This is a genomic window from Nocardiopsis coralliicola (assembly GCF_054779695.1).
In genome coordinates this window covers 50,695-71,106 of sequence record NZ_BAAGXT010000031.1, presented here as the reverse complement: position 1 = coordinate 71,106, position 20,412 = coordinate 50,695, and the positions used below count along the sequence as shown (strand labels likewise).

Below are 20,412 nucleotides of genomic sequence, written 5' to 3'. Positions count from 1 at the left end.
ACGCCGGCGGCCCCGGCGGCGCGGACGCGCGGGACCGCCGCACTGGTCCGGGCGGGGCGCGACCGGCACGGGGCGGCAGTACGCATCGGCGAGCAGCTGGACCGTGCCAGCCGGCCGGCCCGCGAGCGGCCGAGTGGCACCGGTCCGCCCGGTTGCGGTCCGAGCGGCGTCTTCGGCGTTCGCCGCGCCAGCGGCGTGCCGACAGGCGCGGTGGCGGCGCCGGTGCCGGCCCTTCGCCGCACCGGCATCGCCGCGCAGCCGGCGGACGGCGGTGCGGGCGTGCTCCACTGGCGCCCGTGATCTCGGCAGCCGGGGCCGCGCCGTCCTCGGCTCCGCACAGCGCGGCGGCAGTGCGGGATGCGCGCGACTGCCGGCGCCCGGGCGGTCACCGCGATGGTGCCCGCCGGCCGCCGGCAGCCGGCGCGGTGGAGGCAGAGAACGGCCCCGCCCGCGGGTGCGGACGGGGCCGGTGGCGCGCCGGCCGGTCAGGCCAGCGGCGCAGTGGCCGAGCGGCGGCTGGCGTAGATCGTCAGCGCACCGAGGCCGGTGGCGAGGACACCGCCGAGGACGAAGCCCTCGAGCTCGCTCACGCCGGTGACCGGGAGCTCCGACGGACCGTCGTCGGAACCGCCCGCGGCGGGAGCGCTGGCACCCTCGTCAGAGCCCTCGTCGGACTCGCCGCCGTCACCGCCACCGTCACCGGGGCCGCCAGGCCCCTCGTCGGCCGGCGGGTTCGGCGGAGCCGGCGGGTCGGTCGGGTCGCCCTCACCCGGAGGGTTCCCCGGGTCGCCGGGGTCACCCGGGTCGCCCGGGTCGCCCGGGTCACCCGGGTCACCGGGGTCACCCGGATCGCCGGGGTCGCCCGGGTCACCCGGGTCACCGGGGTCGCCCGGGTCACCCGGCTCACCGGGCTCGGTCGGGTCACCGGGGCCGGGCTCCTCGGGGTCGTCCCCGCCGGGCGGCTCCGGCTGCGGCGGCGTCGGGTCCGGAAGGATCGGGTCGAGCGGGTTCTCGACAGAGGCCGAGACGCCCTCGGAACCGACCTCCAGGTCGATGAGGGTGCCCTCGGGCGATCCCTCTGCGGCCTCGACCGGCTCCGCGGCCTCGACCGGCTCGACCGGCTCGACTTCGTCGGCCATCGCCGGCGCTCCGGAGAATCCGGCGGCCAGCAGCCCCGCGGCGGCGACGCCAAATGCGCGTCGTGCGTTCGCCATCCTGCTCCTTTCGTCGTTCAGGGGGTTCATTCAGGGGTGAGTCCGTAGGCGGTGCCGCCGGCGACCACGACCGCGTGCCCGTCCAGCAGGCCCCACGGTTTGGCGGTGCCCTCGGCGATCTCCTGCGTCTCCCCCGATGCGTCGACGACGACCTCGCCGCCGTCGAGTTCTCCGTAGACCTGGCCGCCCGACGCGCTCACCGGCGCCATACCGGTATCGGTCCCGCCGCCCTCCTCCAGGTCGAAGACGATCGGCCCGTAGGCGGCGACCGTGTCGCCGTAGACCCAGCGCGCCTCGGCCAGGTCGTCCTCGTCCGCAGCGGCCTGGGCCAGCACCGCGCCGTCGGCGGCATCGTGCACCGCGACGACCGAATCCCCGCCGCCGGCCTCCCACAGCACGACGACGTGCTCGGCGCGCGCCGTCAGCAGCTCAGCCATGTCGCCGGCGCCCTGCGGCACCTCGGGCGCGACCTCCTCGGGTGCTCCGCCCCCCGGCGACTCCCAGATCCAGGGGCCGTCCACGACCGCGGTGAGCACGCGCTCGCCGTCGTAGAGCATCGCGCCGTAGCCGCGCTCGGACGGGGCGACCTCGACCAGGTCCCCGGAGCCGTCCGGAACGAAGACGTCGCCGCCGTCCTCGACCATCGGCGCGCGCCCGGCGTAGGAGACGCGGGCGCCGTCGGCGATCTCGGTGGCGACCGGTTCGCCGCCGTCGGCGGAGTAGGTCCACAGCGTCTCCGCCGAGGCGAGCGCAATGGCGTAGCCTTCGCCGCCGGCCGGGTCAGCGATGAAATAGGGCGGGACGACCAGGTCGCCGGCCGGCGCGGGCAGCGCCTCGCTCCACTGCTCGGTGCCGTCGGGACCGATCACGGTGAGCCGGTCGTCGGGGTCGAGGAACGCCGCGGCCGAGCCGTCGGGGGCCACCGCCGGGTCGCTCCCCTGGGCCATCGGGTGGCTCCAGGCGGCCTCGGCGGCGAAGCCGGGCGGCACGGGGCGCTCGGTGAACGGCGCCGGCCCGCCGCCGTCGCTGCCGGGCTCGCCGCCGCCCGGCGCCAGCAGGGTCCACCCGTAGTAGCCGGCGCCGCCCAGCACCGTGAGCACCAGGACGCCCGCTGCCGTGCCCAGCAGGATGCGCCGGCCCTTGCCGCTGCCGGACTGGCGGGCGCCGGTCAGCTCGGAGTCGTCGCCGCCCACGGTCTGCACGACTCCGCTGGGCGAGACGGACAGCTGCCAGGATCCGTTGGCGTCGGTGGCGTTGACCAGGACCGAGCGGCCGAGGTGGGCGGCGTAGGAGGCGGCGGCGTCGATGGCGCCGCTGCGTACCTGCCGCGCCGTCTCCCCCTGGATCACACTGGTCCGGCCTTCGATGGTGATCTCGGCGCTGCGCTCGTCGGGGGCGATGACGACGACCACCGCGTAGTGGTGCACGCCCGCGGGCCCGGGCCCGGCGCTCATCGGGCGCCGCCCGGGGCGGTGGCGGAGGACAGCCGAACCGCCGGCCGTCCACTGCGCTGGGGGAACACTGCGCTCATCGTGGTGCTGAACCTGTCCATCGGTGTCGAAGGCGCTCGGGCACGGCGCCGGCCCCGTGTGCGCCTGGTGCGGAATGGGGCGGGATACGGGCGTCACCGCCCGGCAGGATCGGTTCCGGACGCCGGGGTGCGGCATCGGCCCCGTCGAGCATAACGACCCCCTCTGGAACAGGATCGTCCCGCACGATGCCCTCTGCACCGGCTTTTGCGGGCGCCCCGAGAACGCGTCCCCCTGGGCCACGCCCTCTGCGGAAGTCCCCGGCAGCACCATCTGCACCGCCCCCGACCTGCCAGGACCCCGGCCCGCGGAGCCCGGCGAAGCGCCCCGGCCGCGGCGCTTCGGTGCGGCCCGGACGAGAGCTCCGCGCCGTTCGAACCGCGCGGCCCCCCCGCCGTGGCCGCATCCGGCCAGTCACTATCCGCAGTGTTCCGGCGCGACTCTGGGAGCTCTGGGGAGGCCGGGGCTGCTGGAGCCGGACGCCCGGCTCCGCGCCCCGGCGAGCGCCGGCGCGGGGAGACCCGAGGCCGCCGGCGGCCGAGGGTTGGCCGCCCGGTCGTCCCGGGCGCCGCTGGACTCGCGCGGCCCGGGCCGCGGCTGGCCGCGGGCCGGCGCGCGCCTCAGCAGGAGTCGAGCATCGCCTCCAGGGCTTCGGCGTCTTCGGGGGCGACGGTGAGGGCGTAGCGGTCGGAGACGTCGATGTAGGCGACCGCGTAGTCGCAGCGGCCGTCGGGAGCAGGCTGCCACTCGGCGGGACCGTCGTCGCCCTTGGCCGAGTTGGCGGGGCCGTCGACGGCGGCGAGGTTGCCCGGGTCGTTGGCGAACTCGACCCGGCGGTCGCGCTCCCAGTCGGCGGCGCCGCTGCGCCACGCCAGGGAGAGCGGCACGATGTGGTCGATCTGGACGGCCTGGGGGTCGTCCGCCGTGAACGCGATCTGCGTGCCGGTGTAGGGGTCGTCCAGCTCACCGGCGACCACGGTGCACGAGCCCTCGGTCTGCACGGCGTCCAGGTCGCGGGCGAGGACGGTGTGGCGGGTGGAGCAGCCGTCGGTCTCGGTCCAGCCGGAGCCGAAGGCGTCGCGGTCGTAGTCGCCGCGCTCCTGCGCCGGCTGCACGGGCAGGCCGTCCAGTGCCTCCCGGGCGGCAGCGGCGCCGCTGCCGGGCCCCTGCTCCCCGCCGGGGCCGCCGATCAGGCCGAGGCGCTCGGCGGCGTAGCCGGCGGCCAGCAGCAGCAGCGCTGCGAGGACGGCGGCGACCGCCCCGCGGACGGTGCGCGGTCGGCGGGATCGGGGGTGCGGGCCGGCGGCCGGTGCGGGACGTGCGGTGCGGCGGGGCATGGTCAGGGCCTGCCTGTCGGGAGGGAGCGGACGGGAGGAACCGCTCCAGGATGCCCGATTCCCGGCACACCTGCGCTTTCGGCCCTGTCTGCTGCCGCGGAAGCGCACCCGCCGATTCCCCGCGCGGGAGACCGCTCCGCAAAGGGGCGGGCGGCGGGGTCAGGCTCCGTCGCGGGTCCCGGTCTCCGGGGCGCGGCCGGGGAGCGGGGCCTGTTCGGGGGTGGCAAGGCCGGCGTCCGGCGCTCCGCTCCGTCCGTCGTCGGCACCGGAGCGCGCCCCGCGGTCGGCGTCGCCTTCGGGCGCGCCCTCGCCGCCGTGCGGCGCGGTTTCCGCCTCGGCGGCGCCTGGCCCGCCGCGCTCCGGTCCGTCCGCGCCGCCCTCGCGCCCTGCACCGCGCTCACCGGCGCCGGGTGCGCAGTCCGGCGCCGCCGCGGGGCTCTGGTCCCCGGCCGCGCTGGCCGCCGCTGTGCTTGCGGGGCTCTGCACGCCGCCGGAACTTCCGTCCGCAGCGCTCTCCCCGCCTCCGGAGCCTCCGCGCGCAGCCCCGCCGTCCCCGCCGTCCCCGCCGGCCCCGCTGGCCCCGGGGGCTGCGTCCCCGGCATCGGCCGCAGCCCCGCCTTCCGCCCCGCCTTCGGAGCCGGAGCCGTCTCCGCCGCGGCGCTCGTGGGCCTCCTGGAGGGCCTGCTCGTGCCGCTGGACCTGGCGGGTCGCGCGGCGGTGCCGGTGGGCGGCCAGCTCGGCGCGGGCGGCAGCGGTGCGCGGCGTCGGCCACATCAGGTCGATCTCGGCGTTCAGCGACGAGCCGATGAGGACGGCGAACGCCATCAGCCACAGCCACGCCAGCACCGCGATCGGCGACGACAGCGAGCCGTAGATGTTCGGCTGCCCGAAAGAGGCGTCCAGGTACACCCGGAGCAGCGCCGAGCCGACCATCAGGATGGCGGTCGCCAATACCCCGCCGGGGAGCAGCCGCCGCACCGAGACGCGCTCCGGCACCGCTAGCAGGTAGAGGGCGGTCACCGCTGCCACGGAGGCCGCCGCCACCGTCGGCCAGTACAGCAGCCCCAGGTAGCCGGTCGCGGCGGGCAGCAGGGCGGCGACGACGTCCGGCCCTACCACCATCACCGGCAGTACCACCAGGCAGAACACGAGTGCGCCGAGGTAGGCCAGCAGCGCGAGGATGCGCTGGCGCACGTAGCCGCGCAGCCCGTCGAGGCCGTAGGAGATGGTGATGGCCTCGATGAACACGTTGAGCGCCCGCGACCCGGACCAGAGCGACACCAGGAACGTCACCGAGAGCACCCCGCCCTGGGCGCCGCGCAGGAAGGAGTCCACCAGCGGCGCGACCAGGCTGTCCACGGTCTCGCTGGTGAGCGCGTCAGCGGCCAGCGCGAGCAGCTGCCTGCGGATCTCGGAGACCGTGTCCGCGCCGAGCACGGACGTGAGGTGGCCCAACGTGCCGACCAGGCCCAGCAGCAGCGCGGGCAGCGACAGCAGTGAGAAGAAGGCGGACTCCGCGGCGAGGCCGAGGATCCGGGTCTGGGTCACCGAGCGGGCGGTGCGCGCAACCAGCAGCACGGCGCCGCCCGCGACCGGGCGGGTCCCCGCCCACTGGCGGACCGCGTCCACCGCCTGGCCGGCGGAGCTCTCCAGACGTTCCCTCACACGTCACAACGGTACGTGGGCGGGGCGGCGGCCGCCGTCCGGCAGAGCGCTCTGTCGCCCAAACGTGTCGGAGCAGGGAGCGGCCCGTGACCCGCGCAGCGGCTCCGGCAACCCGGCCCCCGTGACCCGCGTCACGGGAGCCGGGTTGCGGCCGGACCTGGACATCCGGCGCCGCGGCGTGCCATCGTCGTTGGCATGACGACTGCGATCGACCCGATGCTCCGCGTGCGCCGGCACGTGGACTTCCTTCGGGTCAGCAGCGCCATCTGTCGCACCGTCGGCTGACTATCCGCGCCGGCGCGGGAACGACCCCGCGCCGACCGCCCCCGCACTCCGCCCCGCCCGAGCCGGGGCACGAGCGGCGCCGACGTCCTCCCCGCACCGGATCACCCGACCACGCCGAGCCACGATGACGTGCCGGCGGGCCGATCTGCGTGCGCGGTTCGCGGCGGGCCGCCCGCGCCCCGCGATCCGCACGGAGGATCCCAGGCAATGCCTCCCAGGTCCGCGCCTTCCGCATCCGACGCGCCCGCGTCCCGACCCCGCCCGCGCCGCGGGGAGGGCCAGTGGGCCCTCGGCTACCGCGAGCCGCTGAACAAGAACGAGGAGAACAAGAAGAACGACGACGGGCTCAACGTCCGCCGCCGCATCATCGACATCTATTCCAAGGCGGGCTTCGACTCGATCGACCCGGCCGACCTGCGCGGCCGGATGCGCTGGTACGGGCTGTACACGCAGCGCGCGCCGGGCATCGACGGCGGCAAGACCGCGGTGCTGGAGCCCGAGGAGCTCGACGACCGCTACTTCATGCTGCGGATCCGGATCGACGGCGGCCAGCTCAGCATCGCGCAGCTGCGCGCCGTCGCCGAGATCTCCACGGCCTACGGCCGGGACACCGCCGACATCACCGACCGGCAGAACATCCAGCTGCACTGGGTGCGCATCGAGGACGTCCCGGCGATCTGGGAGAAGCTCGAGGCGGTGGGCCTGTCCACGACGGAGGCGTGCGGCGACACCCCGCGCGTGGTGATGGGCTGCCCGGTCGCCGGCGTGGACGCCGCCGAGACGCTGGACGCGACAGAGCAGATCGAGGAGATCGGCACCGACCACATCGGCAGCCCGCTCTTCTCGAACCTGCCGCGCAAGTTCAAGACGTCGGTGTCGGGCTGCTCGGTGCACTGCGGCAACCACGAGATCAACGACGTGGCCTTCGCCGGCGTCGCGGGCCCGGACGGCACGCCCGGCTACGACCTGTTCGTCGGCGGCGGGCTGTCCACCAACCCGATGTTCGCCAAGCGGATCGGCGTGTTCGTCGAGCCGGCGAAGGTCAGCGAGGTCTGGGCCGCCGTCTGCTCGATCTTCCGGGACTACGGCTACCGGCGGCTCCGGCACCGAGCGCGGATCAAGTTCCTGATCAAGGACTGGGGCCCGGAGAAGTTCCGCGAGGTGATGGAGAAGGAGTACCTGGGCTACGCGCTGCCGGACGGTCCGGCCGCCGAGCTCGACCCGGGGCTGCGCCGCGACCACATCGGCGTGCACGCCCAGAACGACGGCCGCAACTACGTGGGCTTCGCGCCGCGGGTGGGGCGGGTGAGCGGCACGAAGCTGGCGCGGATCGCCGACATCGCGGAGGCGCACGGCTCGGACCGGGTCCGCACCACCGCCGACCAGAAGTTCGTCGTGCTGGACATCGGCACCGACCGCACCGAGTCCATCGTCGCGGCCCTGGAGGCCGAGGACCTGCAGGTGCGGCCGAGCGTGTTCCGCCGCCAGACCATGGCGTGCACGGGCATCGAGTTCTGCAAGCTCGCGATCGTGGAGACGAAGGCGCGCGGGTCCGACCTGATCGACGAGCTGGAGCGGCGGCTGCCCGACTTCCCCGAGCCGGTCACCATCAACCTGAACGGCTGCCCGAACTCCTGCGCGCGCATCCAGGTCGCCGACATCGGGCTCAAGGGCCAGCTCGTCCCGGGCCCCGGCGGCGAGCAGGTGGAGGGCTTCCAGGTGCACCTGGGCGGCGCGATGGGGCTGAACGCGGCGTTCGGCCGCAAGGTGCGCGGGCTGAAGACGACCGCCGAGGACCTGCCGGACTACGTGGAGCGGCTGCTGCGCCGCTTCCTCGACCAGCGCGAGGAGGGCGAGCCGTTCGCGCTGTGGGCGGCGCGCGCCGGGGAGGCGGATCTGAAGTGAGCGAGCGCGCCGCACCCCACTACTGCCCCTACTGCGGCGACGAGGACCTGGAGCCGCACGAGGGCGATGCGGAGAAGGGCGCGGGCTATGCGTGGGCGTGCCTGGCGTGCGCCCGCGTCTTCCGCGTCAAGTTCGCCGGGCTGCGAACCGCCTCCTTCACCGGCGGCGGTTCGGCGGGACCCGGTGCCGGCAGCACCCCCGAGGCCCGTGCGGAGGAGACGCGATGAGTACTGCCATTCCTGCCGGGGAAGCGGCGAGAGCCGGCGCGGCCCGGTCGGACGAGGCGGAGCGCCGCCGCGCCGAGCGGGCCGCCCGGGAGCTGGAGGGTGCGACGGCCGACGAGGTCGTCGCGTGGGCGGCCGCCGAGTTCGGCGACCGGCTGTGCATGACGTCGTCGATGGCGGACGCGCTGATGGTCGACCTGGTGTCGCGCACGGTGCCCGGCATCGACGTCATCTTCCTCGACACCGGCTACCACTTCGCCGAGACCATCGGCACCCGCGACGCCGTCGCGGCCGCCTACCCGATCAGCCTCCGCAACGTGGAGCCGCGGCGCACCGTGGCCGAGCAGGACCGCGACCTGGGGCCGCGGCTGCACGGCCGCGACCCGTCGATCTGCTGCCACCTGCGCAAGGTGGAGCCGCTGAAGGAGGCGCTGGCCCCCTACGCCGCGTGGCTGAGCGGTCTGCGCCGCCAGGATGCGGCGACCCGCCGCGATGTCCCGGTGGTGCAGTGGGACCGGCGGCGCCGCATGGTGAAGGTGAACCCGATCGCCGCGTGGAGCGACGACGACGTCGACTCCTACATGGCCGAGCACGGCGTCATCGTCAACCCGCTGCAGTACGACGGCTTCCCGTCGATCGGCTGCGAGCCGTGCACCTCGCGGGTCGAGCCCGGTGCGGACCCGCGCAGCGGGCGCTGGGCGGGTACCGGCAAGACGGAGTGCGGCATCCACGTGTGACGCCGCACGCGCCGGCGGGGCCGCAGCGGTACTCCGCACCGGCCCCGCCGGTCCCCTGCCGCGGCTGGGACGGAGCAGCGGCAGGGGCGGCCGCTGCACCCGGCCGCCCCCGGTGGGTCCGCACTGGACGGCCCCTCCCCTGCTGCTCTTCCCCCCGCCGCACCGCCCCAGCTCCGCGCCGATCCGAAGCCGATCCGAAGGGAGGGGCCGTGGCGCCTCCGCCGCATCCCCCGTCCGGTCCCGTGGGCGCCCCGCCCGGTCCCGACCACCCCCCGCTGCTGCTGACCGCGCACGGCAGCGCCGACCCGCGGTCGCCGCAGACGGTCCGGCGCATCGCGGCCCGGGTCCGCTCGCTGCGCCCCGGAACCGAGGTCCGGACCGCATTCCTGGAGCGCTCAGCGCCGTCGGTCGGCGACGAGCTGGCCGGGCTGGCCGCCGGCGGCGCACGCGCCGCGGTGGTCGTGCCGGCGCTGCTGACCGCCGCCTACCACAGCGGGACCGACCTGCCCGCGGCCCTGGACCGGGCCCGCGAGCAGTGGCCGCGGCTGCGGCTGGAGCAGGCCGGCGTGCTCGGGCCGCACCCGCTGCTGCTGGAGGCGGCCGAGCGGCGGCTCGCCGAGGCTGGGGCGGCTCCCGGGCCGGACACGGCCCTGGTACTTGCCTCGGCGGGCTCCAGCGACCCGGCGGCGAACCGGGTCGTGGCCGGGGCGGCTGCGGCGCTGGCGGCCCGCGGCGGCTGGCGGTGCGCGGTGCCGGCGTATGCGTCGATGGCTGATCCCGCTCCGGGCGAGGCCGTCGCCGCCCTGCTGGAGGGCCCGGACGCGCCCGCGCGCGTCGCCGTCCTCCCCTACCTGCTCGCCCCGGGCTTCTTCGCCGACCGGGTGCGCACCCAGGCGCTCGGCGCGGGCGGCGGCGCGGTCACCGTCGCCGAAGCCCTGGGGGACGCCCCCGAGCTGGCCCGCCTCGTCCTGCACCGCTACGACGAGGTCCGCAGCCGCCTCCCCGCAGCCGCCGCGGCCCACTGACGCCGCCCTGGAATTCCAGCTCGGCGGCCGCAGGCAGGGTTCTGGCGGGCTCCCCCTGGTCATTACTGTTGCAGGAGGCAGCGGAGACCGGACTCTCCGAAGGTGTCCCACGAGAATGGACGGGTGTGCTTCCATGACGGCGTCTCAAGGAGGGGCAACCGACATGTCAGTCACCGCAACCGAACGGCCCGCATCCGCGGCTCCGGCGGACGCGGATGCCCACACGGCCTCCGCCGACGCGGAGGCGTGGGAACCGCTCCGTGAACGGGCCCAGACGATGGCGGAATCGCTCCCAAAGGGCTACCGGGTGGAAGTCTTCGGAGGATCCATCGTCGTGTCCCCCTGCCCAGGAAACCGGCACAATCGAATCGTCCGCGAGCTCATGCTGCAGTTGGAGGCCGCCCTTCCCGACGACCGTGTCGCGGCGCAGACAACGGCTGTCGGCCTCTCCGGGAATGCTTCCGAATACACCATCCCTGACCTCGTCGTGATGCCTGCATCCGTGGAGGAGAAGAACCAGTGGCTCAATGAGCCCGATGCCGTGGAATTCGTGCTGGAGGTCGTCTCCGACAGCAGCGTCTCGATGGACCTTCTCGTCAAGCCCCGCGTCTACGCAGAGATGGCGATCCCCATCGCCTTGATCGTCGATCCGCGCGAAGGGTGGATCTACCGGCACGACGACCCTCGCGACGGGGAGTACCGGTCCATCACGCGTTTCCTGTTCGGCGAAGACGTCCCGCTGACGGAACCCGTCGCGACGACGCTGAGCACGAAGCGCTTCCTCACCTATCGGGCCTGACCGCACCCCGCCGCTTCCGCCCGGTTCGCAGCGCGGCGATACAGTGGCGCCGATCGGACCGAACCGGATTCGGAGGGGCCATGGGCGCGACGCACGAGGTGGTCAACCAGGCCACGCCGCTGGAGAACTTCGACGCGGCGGACGACGACGCGCTGACGGCCGGGCTGGAGCGCGAGGGGGCCGGCTGGGCGTCCGGGGAGCTGCACGAGCTGGGCCGGCTCGCCGGGACCGCGCACGCGCGCGCCTGGGGCGAGCAGGCCAACACGCACACGCCCGTGCTGCGCACCCACGACCGCTACGGGCACCGCGTCGACGAGGTCGACTTCCACCCCTCCTGGCACGTGCTGATGGACACCGCGGTCGGCCACGGCCTGCACGCAGCGCCGTGGGCCGATGAGCGCACCGGCGCGCACGCCGCGCGCGCCGCCAAGTTCTACGTATGGTCGCAGGTCGAAGGCGGGCACGGCTGCCCGGTCTCGATGACCTACGCCGCGGTGCCGGCGCTGCGCAGCGAACCGGAGCTCGCCCGGCGGTTCGAGCCGCTGCTCACCGCGCGCACCTACGACTTCGGCCTGCGGGCGCCGGACACCAAGAGCGGCCTGCTGGCCGGCATGTCGATGACCGAGAAGCAGGGCGGCTCCGACGTGCGCGCCAACACCACGCGCGCGGTCCCCGCGGGCGACGGCACCTACCGGCTCACCGGGCACAAGTGGTTCACCTCGGCGCCGATGGGCGACCTGTTCCTCACCCTGGCCCAGGCGCCCGAGGGCCTCACCTGCGTCCTGGTGCCCCGCGTCCTCGACGACGGCACCCGCAACCCGCTGCGCATCATGCGGCTCAAGGACAAGCTGGGCAACCGGTCCAACGCCTCGGCCGAGCTGGAGTACGAGGGCGCGCTCGGGTGGCGGGTGGGCGAGCCCGGCCGCGGCGTGCGGACCATCATCGAGATGGTCAACGGCACCCGGCTGGACTGCGTCATCGGGTCGGCGGCCGGTATGCGCGCCGGGCTCGTCCAGGCCGTGCACCACGCCGGGGAGCGCTCGGCGTTCGGCGGGCGCCTGGCCGAGATGCCGCTGATGCGCAATGTGCTCGCCGACCTGGCGCTGGAGTCCGAGGCCGCGACGACGCTGATGATGCGGCTGGCCGGAGCGGCCGACCGCGCCGCCCGCGGCGACGCCGGCGAGGCGGCGTTCCGCCGGCTCGCGGTGGCCGTCGGCAAGTTCTGGGTGACCAAGCGCGCCCCGGCGCACGCGGCCGAGGCCCTGGAGTGCCTCGGCGGCAACGGCTACGTCGAGGAGTCGGGCATGCCGCGGCTGTTCCGCGAGTCGCCGCTCAACTCGATCTGGGAGGGCTCGGGCAACGTCGCTGCACTCGACGTACTGCGGGCCATGGCGCGCAGCCCGGAGTCGCTGGAGGCGTTCCTGGCCGAGGTGCGGCTGGCCGAGGGCGCCGACCGGCACCTGGACGCCGCGATCGCCGAGCTCGCCCGGGAGCTGTCCGACACCGACGGCGCCGAGTACCGGGCGCGCAGCCTGGTCCGGCTGATGGCGGTGGCGCTGCAGGCGTCGCTGCTGCTGCGCCACGCTCCCGCGCCGGTCGCCGAGGCGTTCACCGCCTCCCGGCTGGGCGCGCGGACCGGGGACGTGTTCGGCTCCCTGCCCCGGGGCACCGACACCGCCGCCATCCTGGACCGCGCCGCCGCGCGCCCCGCGGCGGGCGCCTAGGCGCCCGGGCCGCGGCCTCCGGGACGCCCTCCGCGGCTCAGCGCTGCCCGCACCGCCCCGCCGTCCCGGGCCGTGCGGCACGGCCGCCGGCCGCACCCGCCGGCCCGCTCCGGTGCCGTCCGTATCCGCGCGGCCGTGCCCGGCCACGGCCGCAATAGCGGTCGGACGATCTCTGTAGAGAACCGGGGCCGAATCAGTCCGGAATGGTGTGCATTGTCCGCCGGTCGGCGGCCAATCCGGCTCCGCCCGACCCACCCGTCGGCGGGTTCCTCGGCGCGGGGGTGGAAACCGTGCACAATGGCCGTTGACAGGCCAAGGCGCACCGCGCCTCGACACCCAGCGGAGACGGCGGCCCATGGTGGAAGTCTGGCCCGGCGACCCCTATCCCCTCGGCGCCACCTATGACGGCACCGGCACCAACTTCTCCCTGTTCTCGGAGGCCGCGGACGCGGTGCAGCTGTGCCTCTTCGACGACAGCGGCGAAGAGGCCCGGATCCCGCTGACCGAGTCCGACGGCTTCGTCTGGCACGGCTACCTGCCCGGGATCGGCCCCGGCCAGCTCTACGGCTACCGCGTGCACGGCCCCGACGACCCGGCGCGCGGCCTGCGCTGCAACCCGGCCAAGCTGCTCGTCGACCCCTACGCCAAGGCGATCGACGGCAGCGTCACCTGGCACGAGTCGCTCTTCTCCTACCACTTCGACGACCCGGGCCGGAGCAACACCCGCGACAGCGCCCCGTACGTGCCCAAGTCCGTCGTGGTCAGCCCGTTCTTCGACTGGGGCAACGAGAACCGGCCGCGCACTCCCTACCACGAGACCGTCATCTACGAGGCGCACCTGCGCGGCCTCACCATGCGCCATCCGGGCATCCCCGAGCACCAGCGCGGCACCTACGCGGGGCTGGCGCACCCGGCGATGGTCGAGTACCTGGCGGCGCTCGGCGCCACCGCGGTGGAGCTCATGCCGGTCCACCACTTCGTGCCCGAGCACGCGCTGGTCGCCCGCCAGATGACCAACTACTGGGGCTACAACACCCTCGCCTACCTCGCGCCGCACAGCGGCTACGCCGCCAACGGCTCGCGCGGCCAGCAGGTGCAGGAGTTCAAGGCGATGGTGAAGGCCCTGCACGGCGCCGGCATCGAGGTGCTGCTCGACGTCGTCTACAACCACACCGCCGAGGGCGACCACATGGGCCCCACGCTCTCGCTGCGCGGTATCGACAACCTCTCCTACTACCGGGTCGCCGACGAGGACCCGCGCTACTACGTCGACTACACCGGCTGCGGGAACAGCCTGAACGTGCGCCACCCGCACTCGCTGCAGCTCATCATGGACTCGCTGCGCTACTGGGTGATGGAGATGCACGTCGACGGGTTCCGCTTCGACCTCGCCTCGGCGCTGGCCCGGGAGTTCCACGACGTCGACCGGCTGAGCACCTTCTTCGACATCGTGCAGCAGGACCCGGTCGTGTCGCAGGCCAAGCTGATCGCCGAGCCGTGGGACGTCGGCCCCGGCGGCTACCAGGTCGGCAACTTCCCGCCGCTGTGGACCGAGTGGAACGGCAAGTACCGGGACACGGTGCGCGATTTCTGGCGCGGCCGCCCGGTACTGCCCGAGCTCGCCTCGCGGCTGGCCGGCTCCAGCGACCTCTACCAGGACGACGGGCGCCGCCCGGTCGCCTCGATCAACTTCGCGACCTGCCACGACGGCTTCACAATGGCCGACCTGGTCTCCTACGACCACAAGCACAACGAGGACAACGGCGAGCAGAACCGGGACGGCACCGACGACAACCGGTCGGCCAACCACGGGGTGGAGGGGCCCACCGACCGGCCGGAGGTGCTCGCGCTGCGCCGCCGGCAGGTGCGGAACCTGCTCACCACGCTGTTCTGCTCCCAGGGCGTGGTGATGCTGTCGCACGGCGACGAGGTCGGGCGCACCCAGGGCGGCAACAACAACGCCTACTGCCAGGACAACGAGATCTCCTGGGTGGACTGGAAGGCGGCGGCCGGCGAGGAGGACCTGCTCGGCTACGTGCAGTTCCTGGCCCGGCTGCGCCGCGAGCACCCGGTGTTCCGCCGGCGCCGGTTCTTCCAGGGCCGCGAGTCCGGGGCCGGCGCCCTGCCCGACATCGCGTGGCTGCGCCCGGACGGCGCGGCGCTCGGCGCGGACGACTGGCACAGCGGAGCCCGCGAGCTCGGCGTCTTCCTGAACGGGGAGGCCATCACCGAACCGGACCCGCACGGCCGGCCGGTACGCGACGACTCCTTCCTGCTGCTGCTCAACTCCGGCACCGGACCGGTCGACTTCACCGTGCCGGGCAAGGAGTACGGCATCGCGTGGGAGACGGTGCTGGACACCGCCGAACCGGACACCGCCGACCGGCCCTTCGTGCCGGCGGGCGGCAGCGTCCGGGTGATCGACCGCGCTCTGCTCCTGCTGCGGCGCGTGTCGCACGGCGATCCCCCGGCGGGTGGGCGGGACGGCCGGCCGGCGGCGCCGCTACGCTGAGCCCTGATGGACGACGCCCAGCCCCGCTTCCGCACCCTGCTCGCCGGCGGTGCTCCGCCCGCACCCGGTTCGGCCGTGCCCGGATCCGCCCCGGAGGGCGCCTCCGGGACCGACGCGCTCGCGGCGCTCTACGCCTACCCCGAACCGCTCGGCCGGCCCTGGCTGCGCGCCAACATGGTCTCCTCTGCCGACGGCGGCGCGTGGGGGCCCTCCGGACGCACCCGCGAGCTCGGCGGACGGGCCGACAGCGCGGTGATGGGGGTGCTGCGCGGCCTGGCCGACGTGGTCCTGGCCGGCGCGGCGACGGCCCGCATCGAGGGCTACCGCCCGGTGCGCCCGCGCGAAGTCTGGGGCGCGCTGCGCGCGGGCCGGCCGGCGACGCCGCCGATCGCGGTGGTCACCCGCACCATGGACCTGCACCCCGACCTGATCGCGACCGCCCCCGGCGACGCCGCCACCCTGGTCTTCACCACCGACGCGGCTCCGCTGGACCGGCTCCGCGCGGCAGAGGAGGCGGGCGCCGAGATCGTCATCGCGGGCGCGGAGTCGGTGCAGCCGCACGCGGTGCTGGCGGCGCTCGGGGCACGCGGCCTGCACCGGGTGCTGACCGAGGGCGGCCCGCACCTGCTCGCCGAGTTCGCCGCCGAGGGCCTCCTCGACGAACTCTGCCTCACCCTCAGCCCCCACCTCACCGGCCCCGCGGCCTCCCGCATCGTCGCCGGCGGCTCCCCCTCGCACTGCGTCCCGGTAGAGCTGGACCTGCTGCTGGAGTCCGAGGGCACCCTCTTCGCCCGCTACCTGCGCGGCTGACGCCCCCGCTCCGGCGCGGCCTCCGGCCCGGCCCTGACCGGGCGCAGCCATCGCACCGCATCGGGCGGCAGGCCGTCCGACCGGGTACACCCCGGTGCGCGCCGGCGGCACGGAGACGGCGCGGCCCCGCGGTGCGGTACTGCGGAAGCGCCGGCGGCGCGGCTGCACACTGCTTCCCGCGCCCGAAGGCGGCCCCCGCATCCGCAGCGCGCTCGCGGCTGCCGCGGGTTACGGCCAGGGCGGACCGGAGGCTTCGTGCGTCGCTCCGGGCTCGGATCCGGGCCCCTTTCCGGCCTCTGATCCGGACCGTAATCCGGTCAGGCTGACGCGCATGACCGATTTCGGTTGTGCGCCAATCACGCATGAACCACGGCACGGATGGACATATCGCCTGTGGGAGCGGCCTCCGTCCACCCTCGGGGAACACCGGTTCCCCTCCTCCCGGTCGCCCCCGCCGCACCACTGTCCGGGCGAGAGGAAGACCACCGTGCCCACGTCCGACAACGACTCCCCTCCGGTCTACCGCGAGATCGCGGACGACCTGAGAGCCGCCATCGAGGCCGGCCGGCTCGCCGACGGCGACCGCGTCCCCGGGGAGAACGAGCTCATGCGCCGCTACTCGGTGGCGCGCGCTACCGCACGGCAGGCCCTCTCGGTCCTCATCAACGAAGGCATCGTGGTCGCGGTGCGCGGCTCCGGCGTGTACGTGCGCGCCTTCCGCCCGCTGCGCCGGCACGGCCCCGCCCGGCTCTCCGCCGACCTGTGGGGCGCCGGGAGGGCGATCTGGCAGGCCGACGCCGGCGAGCGCTCGTTCGCCACCGACGACGTCCGCGTCGACGAGGTCGAGGCCGAGGCGCCGGTGGCCCGTGCACTGGCCGTCGCTCCCGGGACGCCGCTGCTGCGCCGCCGCCGCCGCTACCTCCTCGACGACCGGCCGATCCAGCTCGCCACCTCCTACCTCGACCGGGACCTGGTCCGCGGCACCGCCGTGGAGCGCGTCGACAGCGGCCCGGGCGGCATCTACGCGCGCCTCGCCGAGCTGGGCCGGGCACCGGCCCGGTTCACCGAGGAGATCCGGGTGCGGATGCCGACACCCGCCGAGGCCGACGCGCTCGGGCTCGCGCCCGGCACGCCGGTGATCGACGTCCACCGCACCGCTCTCGACTCCGGCGGCGCCCCGGTCGAGGTGAACGCGATGGCCCTGGACGGCTCCGCCTACGTGCTCCAGTACGACTTCGACGCCTGACGCCTGACGCCCGGCGCCGGCAGCGGAGCGCCGGCCGCGCCCGGACGGGACCCGCCGTCGCAGGCGCGGCTGCGCACCGGAGCCGGCGGTCCGACCGCGCGTGCGCCGCCGGCCCGCCCCCCTTCCCCACCGCGGGGCAGGCAGCGCATCCGCCGCCCGTCCGGGTATTCGGGCATTCGGCGCACCCGGGACGCACGGATGCATCCGGCGGCCACTCCGGTCTTTGCCCGGACACCGCACGTGGGCGGGGATACACCGGTTCTGCTTCGGCCGACCGAAAGTGTGTACTGACTCGAGAGGCGATTGACTCCGGGGGCCGTCCGTGTCGTGATGGACGCAGCGGCTCTCTCTAGAGAGGCGCGTGCGAGCGGGCCGGGGAGGACGGCCCCGGCCCGCTCGTATCGCGGCTCTGTGCAGTGGTGCCCGGAGCCGGCCGGCGCTGCTCAGCGCCGGCCGGTCCTGCCCTCCGCTGCGTGGAGCCGCCGTGCACTGCTGACCGCCTCCGCGGCGCGCTGCCGCTGGGCCGCGCCGAGGAGCTGCTGGGCCGGCCCCGCCCCGGCCAGCGGCTCGGCCGCAGCACCGGGTCCGGTTCCGGCCGGCGCCGCGCCGCCGGCCGCAGCCTCCAGGGCACCCGGTGCGGCCGGCCTGCGCCCGCCCTGCTCGCGCTCCCGCTCCCCGAAGACGAGGACCAGCAGCGCCAGCACGGCAGCGCCGACCACCAGCGCACCGCCCGCAGCGGGCAGCGCATCGCTGGAATCGGCCGCCGCCCACCCGGCCAGGGCGAGCCCGGCCAGAACGGAGGCGACCAGGCCGATCAGGGCCGCCACCGCGAGCCCTGCGGTCATCGCCCGGTCGTCCCAGGGCACCGGGCGGAGCCGGCGGAGCACCGCGGCGGCGCGCGCCGCGGCCAGGGCGAGGGCCATCCGGACCTCTCCGGCGGCCCCGGACACGGTCTCCATCGCGGGTCGGAGGGCCTCCGCCGCTGCGGCGAGAGGCCCATCGGTGTCGTGGGCGCGGCGCGCCCAGCCGTCATGGATTCGATCGCGGACCGCACCGGCCTGGTACCCCGCCCACAGGCGGAGGTACCCGGAAAGGCGGACCGCGGGACGCGTGCGCGCCGCCGCGGACCGCCAGCGCCGGAACAACCCCCTCCGATATGCAACGAGCATGGCCGATCGCTCCCGCCTGTCGACGCCCGCTCGATATCCTGACGTTCTCCTTACCCGGTGCACATCGCGGCGAACACGCCGTGTTCGGCCAAAAGGACCGCAAAGACGCGTGCCCGGAAATGTCACCCGGGCGCGCCCGGGAAGGCACGGAGGGCGCTGACGCGGTAGCGTCGTCACCATGGACGACTCAACGCGCGGCGCGGACCCGCAGGGGCCCGCTGCCGTTCCGAGTGAAGAGGAGCTGCGGCGGCGGCTCTCCGAGGAGGAGTACGCGGTCCTGCGGCGCGGGGCCACCGAGCGGCCGTGGAGCGGCGCGTACGTGGACACGGCCACGGTCGGCGTCTACCGGTGCCGCGCCTGCGGCGCGGAGCTGTTCCGCTCCGCAGAGAAGTTCGAGTCGCACTGCGGCTGGCCGAGTTTCTATGATCCTGCAGACAGCTCTGCCGTAACGCTGCACGAGGACCGCTCGCTTGGCATGATACGGACCGAGGTGCGCTGCACACACTGCAATTCGCACCTCGGGCACGTGTTCCGCGGCGAGGGCTACGACACCCCCACCGACGACCGGTACTGCATCAACTCCGTGGCGCTCACCCTGGAGGCGGACGACTCCGTGCATTAGCATCCTGTCTTCTCCACCGCCCGCGGCGCCCCCGGGCTGCCCGCTCCCCCGCGGTCCGGCCCTGCGCCGCGTGAGCGCCCCACGACGAAAGCTCCTGATGACCGACTCCTCCCATCCACGCTCCCGCCCCACCTCCCGGGTGCGCCCCCCGCGCATGGCGAAGGGCTCGGCCCCGTGGCTGGTCCCCGCGTGCGCGGCTGCCGGGGCGGCCCTGCTCGCCGGCCGCCGCCGGCGCGCGGGCCGGGCGCTCGCCGTCCCCGCGGTCGGCTTCGCCGCCGCGATGGCGTGGTTCTTCCGCGACCCCGACCGCACCCCGCCCCCCGCGGGCCTGGTCTCCGCCGCCGACGGCACCGTGCAGAGCATCGACACCCGGCCCGACGGGCGCACCCGCGTCGCCGTCTTCATGAACCCCTTGAACGTGCACGTCAACCGTGCCCCCATCGCGGGAGCGGTCATCCGGCAGGAGCACCGCCCCGGAGGATTCCGCCCCGCATTCGACAAGGACAGCGAGCGTAATGAACGCGTCATCTGGACCTTCGAAACCGAGGTCGGTGAGATCACGGTCGTCCAAATCGCCGGCGCGATGGTCCGGCGTATCGTCCCGTATCTCGCTGAGGGGCAGAAGGCGGAGAAGGGACAGAGGATCGGCCTCATCCGGTTCGGGTCCCGCGTCGACGTCTACCTCCCGCCGGGGATCGCCCCGGCGGTGGAGGTCGGGCAGGTGGTCCGGGCCGGAGAAACCCGCCTTGACCGCGACTAGCGCGGCCGCGCCGGCTGCCGCCGGCCTCACCGCCGACGCCGGGCCGGCATCGGCCGCGGCACCGCGGATGCGGCTCGCCCTGGCCGACTACCTGACACTGGGCAACGCGCTGTGCGGGTTCATGGCGGTCTGGCAGCTGGCCTCGGCGCAGGCGGAGCACCTCGCCGCGGGCGGGAGCGGTCCGCTGGACCGGGGCGCGATGGCCGCCGCGGTGGTGCTGCTGCTAACCGCGGCAGCGTTCGACCTGTTCGACGGCAGGGTGGCGCGCAGGCTCGGCGGCAGCGGCATGGGCGCCGAGCTGGACAACCTGGCCGACGTGATCAGCTTCGGGTTCGCCCCCGCGTTCTTCGTGGTGGCGTGGGGCACGTCGGTCTCCGACAGCGGTCCGCTGCCGATCGCGGCCGCCGCCGCGGTGCTGCTCGCCGTGGTGGTGCGGCTGGCGCGGTTCTCCTGCGAGACCCCGGGGGCGTCGTCGTTCACCGGCCTGCCCAGCCCGTTCGGCGCGATGGCCGTGGTCACCATCGTCCTGCTCGACCCGCCGGCGCTGGTCGGTACCGCCGCGGTGCTCGTGGTGGCGTGGATGATGGTCAGCCGGCTCGAGTACCCCAAACCGCGCGGGCGGGCCGCCTTCGGCGTGCTGTTCTGGATCCTGGGCAGCGTGGGCTGCCTGGCCGCCTGGGCGCTGAACGCGCCCGCGGGCGACGCCCTGCTGTACTCGGGGTCGGGCCTGGTCCTGGTGCTACTGCTGGCGATCCCCGGTTACCTGCTGGCGACGCGCCGCTCGGCCGGCGCCGGCCCGGACGCCGCCGAGGACTGACCCGGAAGGGCTCCGACACGCACCGGTGCCCC

The 20,412-nt window shown here is 75.0% G+C and carries 18 protein-coding genes; 13 read left to right on the top strand and 5 right to left on the bottom strand.

What is annotated here, in order from left to right; translation table 11 throughout:
• Nucleotides 1-485 precede the first annotated feature (485 nt).
• The 4 genes from ACYVGT_RS19745 to ACYVGT_RS19730 form a co-directional block, all read right to left on the bottom strand.
• Nucleotides 486-1,214, bottom strand: a complete 729-nt coding sequence (locus ACYVGT_RS19745) for a hypothetical protein (protein WP_460860565.1) — start codon at nt 1,212-1,214, stop codon at nt 486-488.
• Nucleotides 1,215-1,240: 26 nt separating this feature from the next.
• Nucleotides 1,241-2,668, bottom strand: coding sequence for a PQQ-binding-like beta-propeller repeat protein (locus ACYVGT_RS19740; protein ID WP_460860562.1), 1,428 nt, complete (start codon nt 2,666-2,668; stop codon nt 1,241-1,243).
• A gap of 695 nt (nt 2,669-3,363) precedes the next feature.
• Nucleotides 3,364-4,080, bottom strand: a complete 717-nt coding sequence (locus ACYVGT_RS19735; protein ID WP_460860559.1) for an HNH endonuclease family protein — start codon at nt 4,078-4,080, stop codon at nt 3,364-3,366.
• A gap of 159 nt (nt 4,081-4,239) precedes the next feature.
• A complete protein-coding gene (locus ACYVGT_RS19730) occupies nt 4,240-5,745 on the bottom strand; it encodes a YihY/virulence factor BrkB family protein (protein ID WP_460860557.1) in 1,506 nt (501 codons plus the stop codon).
• Nucleotides 5,746-5,940: 195 nt separating this feature from the next.
• Between ACYVGT_RS19730 and ACYVGT_RS19725 the strand changes: the two genes are divergently transcribed.
• The 10 genes from ACYVGT_RS19725 to ACYVGT_RS19680 all read left to right on the top strand — a co-directional run bounded on the left by ACYVGT_RS19725 (nt 5,941) and on the right by ACYVGT_RS19680 (nt 17,012).
• Complete coding sequence (locus tag ACYVGT_RS19725) at nt 5,941-6,030, top strand: putative leader peptide (RefSeq protein ID WP_460860555.1); 90 nt, start codon at nt 5,941-5,943, stop codon at nt 6,028-6,030.
• 207 nt (nt 6,031-6,237) lie between these two features.
• Complete coding sequence (locus ACYVGT_RS19720; protein WP_460860552.1) at nt 6,238-7,935, top strand: nitrite/sulfite reductase; 1,698 nt, start codon at nt 6,238-6,240, stop codon at nt 7,933-7,935.
• Nucleotides 7,932-8,162 carry a hypothetical protein gene (locus ACYVGT_RS19715; protein ID WP_460860548.1) on the top strand — a complete coding sequence of 77 codons (231 nt, stop codon included), beginning with the start codon at nt 7,932-7,934 and terminating at the stop codon, nt 8,160-8,162. The genes ACYVGT_RS19720 and ACYVGT_RS19715 overlap by 4 nt, the downstream gene beginning before the upstream one ends.
• A complete protein-coding gene (locus tag ACYVGT_RS19710; protein WP_460860545.1) occupies nt 8,159-8,896 on the top strand; it encodes a phosphoadenylyl-sulfate reductase in 738 nt (245 codons plus the stop codon). Before ACYVGT_RS19715 ends, ACYVGT_RS19710 begins: the two co-directional genes overlap by 4 nt.
• Before the next feature lie 209 nt (nt 8,897-9,105).
• Nucleotides 9,106-9,921 (top strand): sirohydrochlorin chelatase, encoded by an 816-nt coding sequence (locus ACYVGT_RS19705; RefSeq protein WP_460860543.1) that lies wholly within the window; start codon nt 9,106-9,108, stop codon nt 9,919-9,921.
• 163 nt (nt 9,922-10,084) lie between these two features.
• Nucleotides 10,085-10,720 (top strand): Uma2 family endonuclease, encoded by a 636-nt coding sequence (locus ACYVGT_RS19700; RefSeq protein WP_460860541.1) that lies wholly within the window; start codon nt 10,085-10,087, stop codon nt 10,718-10,720.
• 80 nt (nt 10,721-10,800) lie between these two features.
• Entirely contained in the window at nt 10,801-12,444 is a 1,644-nt protein-coding gene (locus ACYVGT_RS19695; protein WP_460860538.1) for an acyl-CoA dehydrogenase family protein, read from the top strand.
• Between the two features lie 355 nt (nt 12,445-12,799).
• Nucleotides 12,800-14,956: a glycogen debranching protein GlgX gene (gene glgX / locus ACYVGT_RS19690; protein ID WP_460860533.1), complete on the top strand. Its 2,157-nt coding sequence runs from the start codon at nt 12,800-12,802 to the stop codon at nt 14,954-14,956.
• 6 nt (nt 14,957-14,962) lie between these two features.
• Complete coding sequence (locus ACYVGT_RS19685; protein ID WP_460860529.1) at nt 14,963-15,766, top strand: pyrimidine reductase family protein; 804 nt, start codon at nt 14,963-14,965, stop codon at nt 15,764-15,766.
• A gap of 487 nt (nt 15,767-16,253) precedes the next feature.
• Nucleotides 16,254-17,012 carry a GntR family transcriptional regulator gene (locus ACYVGT_RS19680; protein WP_460860526.1) on the top strand — a complete coding sequence of 253 codons (759 nt, stop codon included), beginning with the start codon at nt 16,254-16,256 and terminating at the stop codon, nt 17,010-17,012.
• A gap of 443 nt (nt 17,013-17,455) precedes the next feature.
• Here the strand turns inward: ACYVGT_RS19680 and ACYVGT_RS19675 are convergent, their stop codons facing one another.
• Complete coding sequence (locus ACYVGT_RS19675; RefSeq protein WP_460860523.1) at nt 17,456-17,971, bottom strand: hypothetical protein; 516 nt, start codon at nt 17,969-17,971, stop codon at nt 17,456-17,458.
• Nucleotides 17,972-18,359: 388 nt separating this feature from the next.
• Between ACYVGT_RS19675 and msrB the strand changes: the two genes are divergently transcribed.
• From msrB to pssA, 3 genes are all read left to right on the top strand, one after another.
• Nucleotides 18,360-18,803: a peptide-methionine (R)-S-oxide reductase MsrB gene (msrB, locus tag ACYVGT_RS19670; protein WP_460860520.1), complete on the top strand. Its 444-nt coding sequence runs from the start codon at nt 18,360-18,362 to the stop codon at nt 18,801-18,803.
• A gap of 97 nt (nt 18,804-18,900) precedes the next feature.
• Complete coding sequence (locus ACYVGT_RS19665; RefSeq protein WP_460860517.1) at nt 18,901-19,563, top strand: phosphatidylserine decarboxylase; 663 nt, start codon at nt 18,901-18,903, stop codon at nt 19,561-19,563.
• Nucleotides 19,550-20,380, top strand: a complete 831-nt coding sequence (gene pssA, locus ACYVGT_RS19660) for a CDP-diacylglycerol--serine O-phosphatidyltransferase (protein WP_460860514.1) — start codon at nt 19,550-19,552, stop codon at nt 20,378-20,380. Before ACYVGT_RS19665 ends, pssA begins: the two co-directional genes overlap by 14 nt.
• The last annotated feature ends 32 nt before the right edge of the window (nt 20,381-20,412 follow it).

Bases quoted from the DNA above. Each gene is read 5' to 3' on its own strand.
- ACYVGT_RS19745 (WP_460860565.1), bottom strand. From the start codon at position 1,214: ATGGCGAACGCACGACGCGCATTTGGCGTCGCCGCCGCGGGGCTGCTG.
- ACYVGT_RS19740 (WP_460860562.1), bottom strand. From the start codon at position 2,668: ATGAGCGCCGGGCCCGGGCCCGCGGGCGTGCACCACTACGCGGTGGTC.
- ACYVGT_RS19735 (WP_460860559.1), bottom strand. From the start codon at position 4,080: ATGCCCCGCCGCACCGCACGTCCCGCACCGGCCGCCGGCCCGCACCCC.
- ACYVGT_RS19725 (WP_460860555.1), top strand. From the start codon at position 5,941: ATGACGACTGCGATCGACCCGATGCTCCGCGTGCGCCGGCACGTGGAC.
- ACYVGT_RS19720 (WP_460860552.1), top strand. From the start codon at position 6,238: ATGCCTCCCAGGTCCGCGCCTTCCGCATCCGACGCGCCCGCGTCCCGA.
- ACYVGT_RS19710 (WP_460860545.1), top strand. From the start codon at position 8,159: ATGAGTACTGCCATTCCTGCCGGGGAAGCGGCGAGAGCCGGCGCGGCC.
- ACYVGT_RS19700 (WP_460860541.1), top strand. From the start codon at position 10,085: ATGTCAGTCACCGCAACCGAACGGCCCGCATCCGCGGCTCCGGCGGAC.
- ACYVGT_RS19695 (WP_460860538.1), top strand. From the start codon at position 10,801: ATGGGCGCGACGCACGAGGTGGTCAACCAGGCCACGCCGCTGGAGAAC.
- glgX (WP_460860533.1), top strand. From the start codon at position 12,800: ATGGTGGAAGTCTGGCCCGGCGACCCCTATCCCCTCGGCGCCACCTAT.
- ACYVGT_RS19685 (WP_460860529.1), top strand. From the start codon at position 14,963: ATGGACGACGCCCAGCCCCGCTTCCGCACCCTGCTCGCCGGCGGTGCT.
- ACYVGT_RS19675 (WP_460860523.1), bottom strand. From the start codon at position 17,971: ATGGAGACCGTGTCCGGGGCCGCCGGAGAGGTCCGGATGGCCCTCGCC.
- msrB (WP_460860520.1), top strand. From the start codon at position 18,360: ATGGACGACTCAACGCGCGGCGCGGACCCGCAGGGGCCCGCTGCCGTT.
- ACYVGT_RS19665 (WP_460860517.1), top strand. From the start codon at position 18,901: ATGACCGACTCCTCCCATCCACGCTCCCGCCCCACCTCCCGGGTGCGC.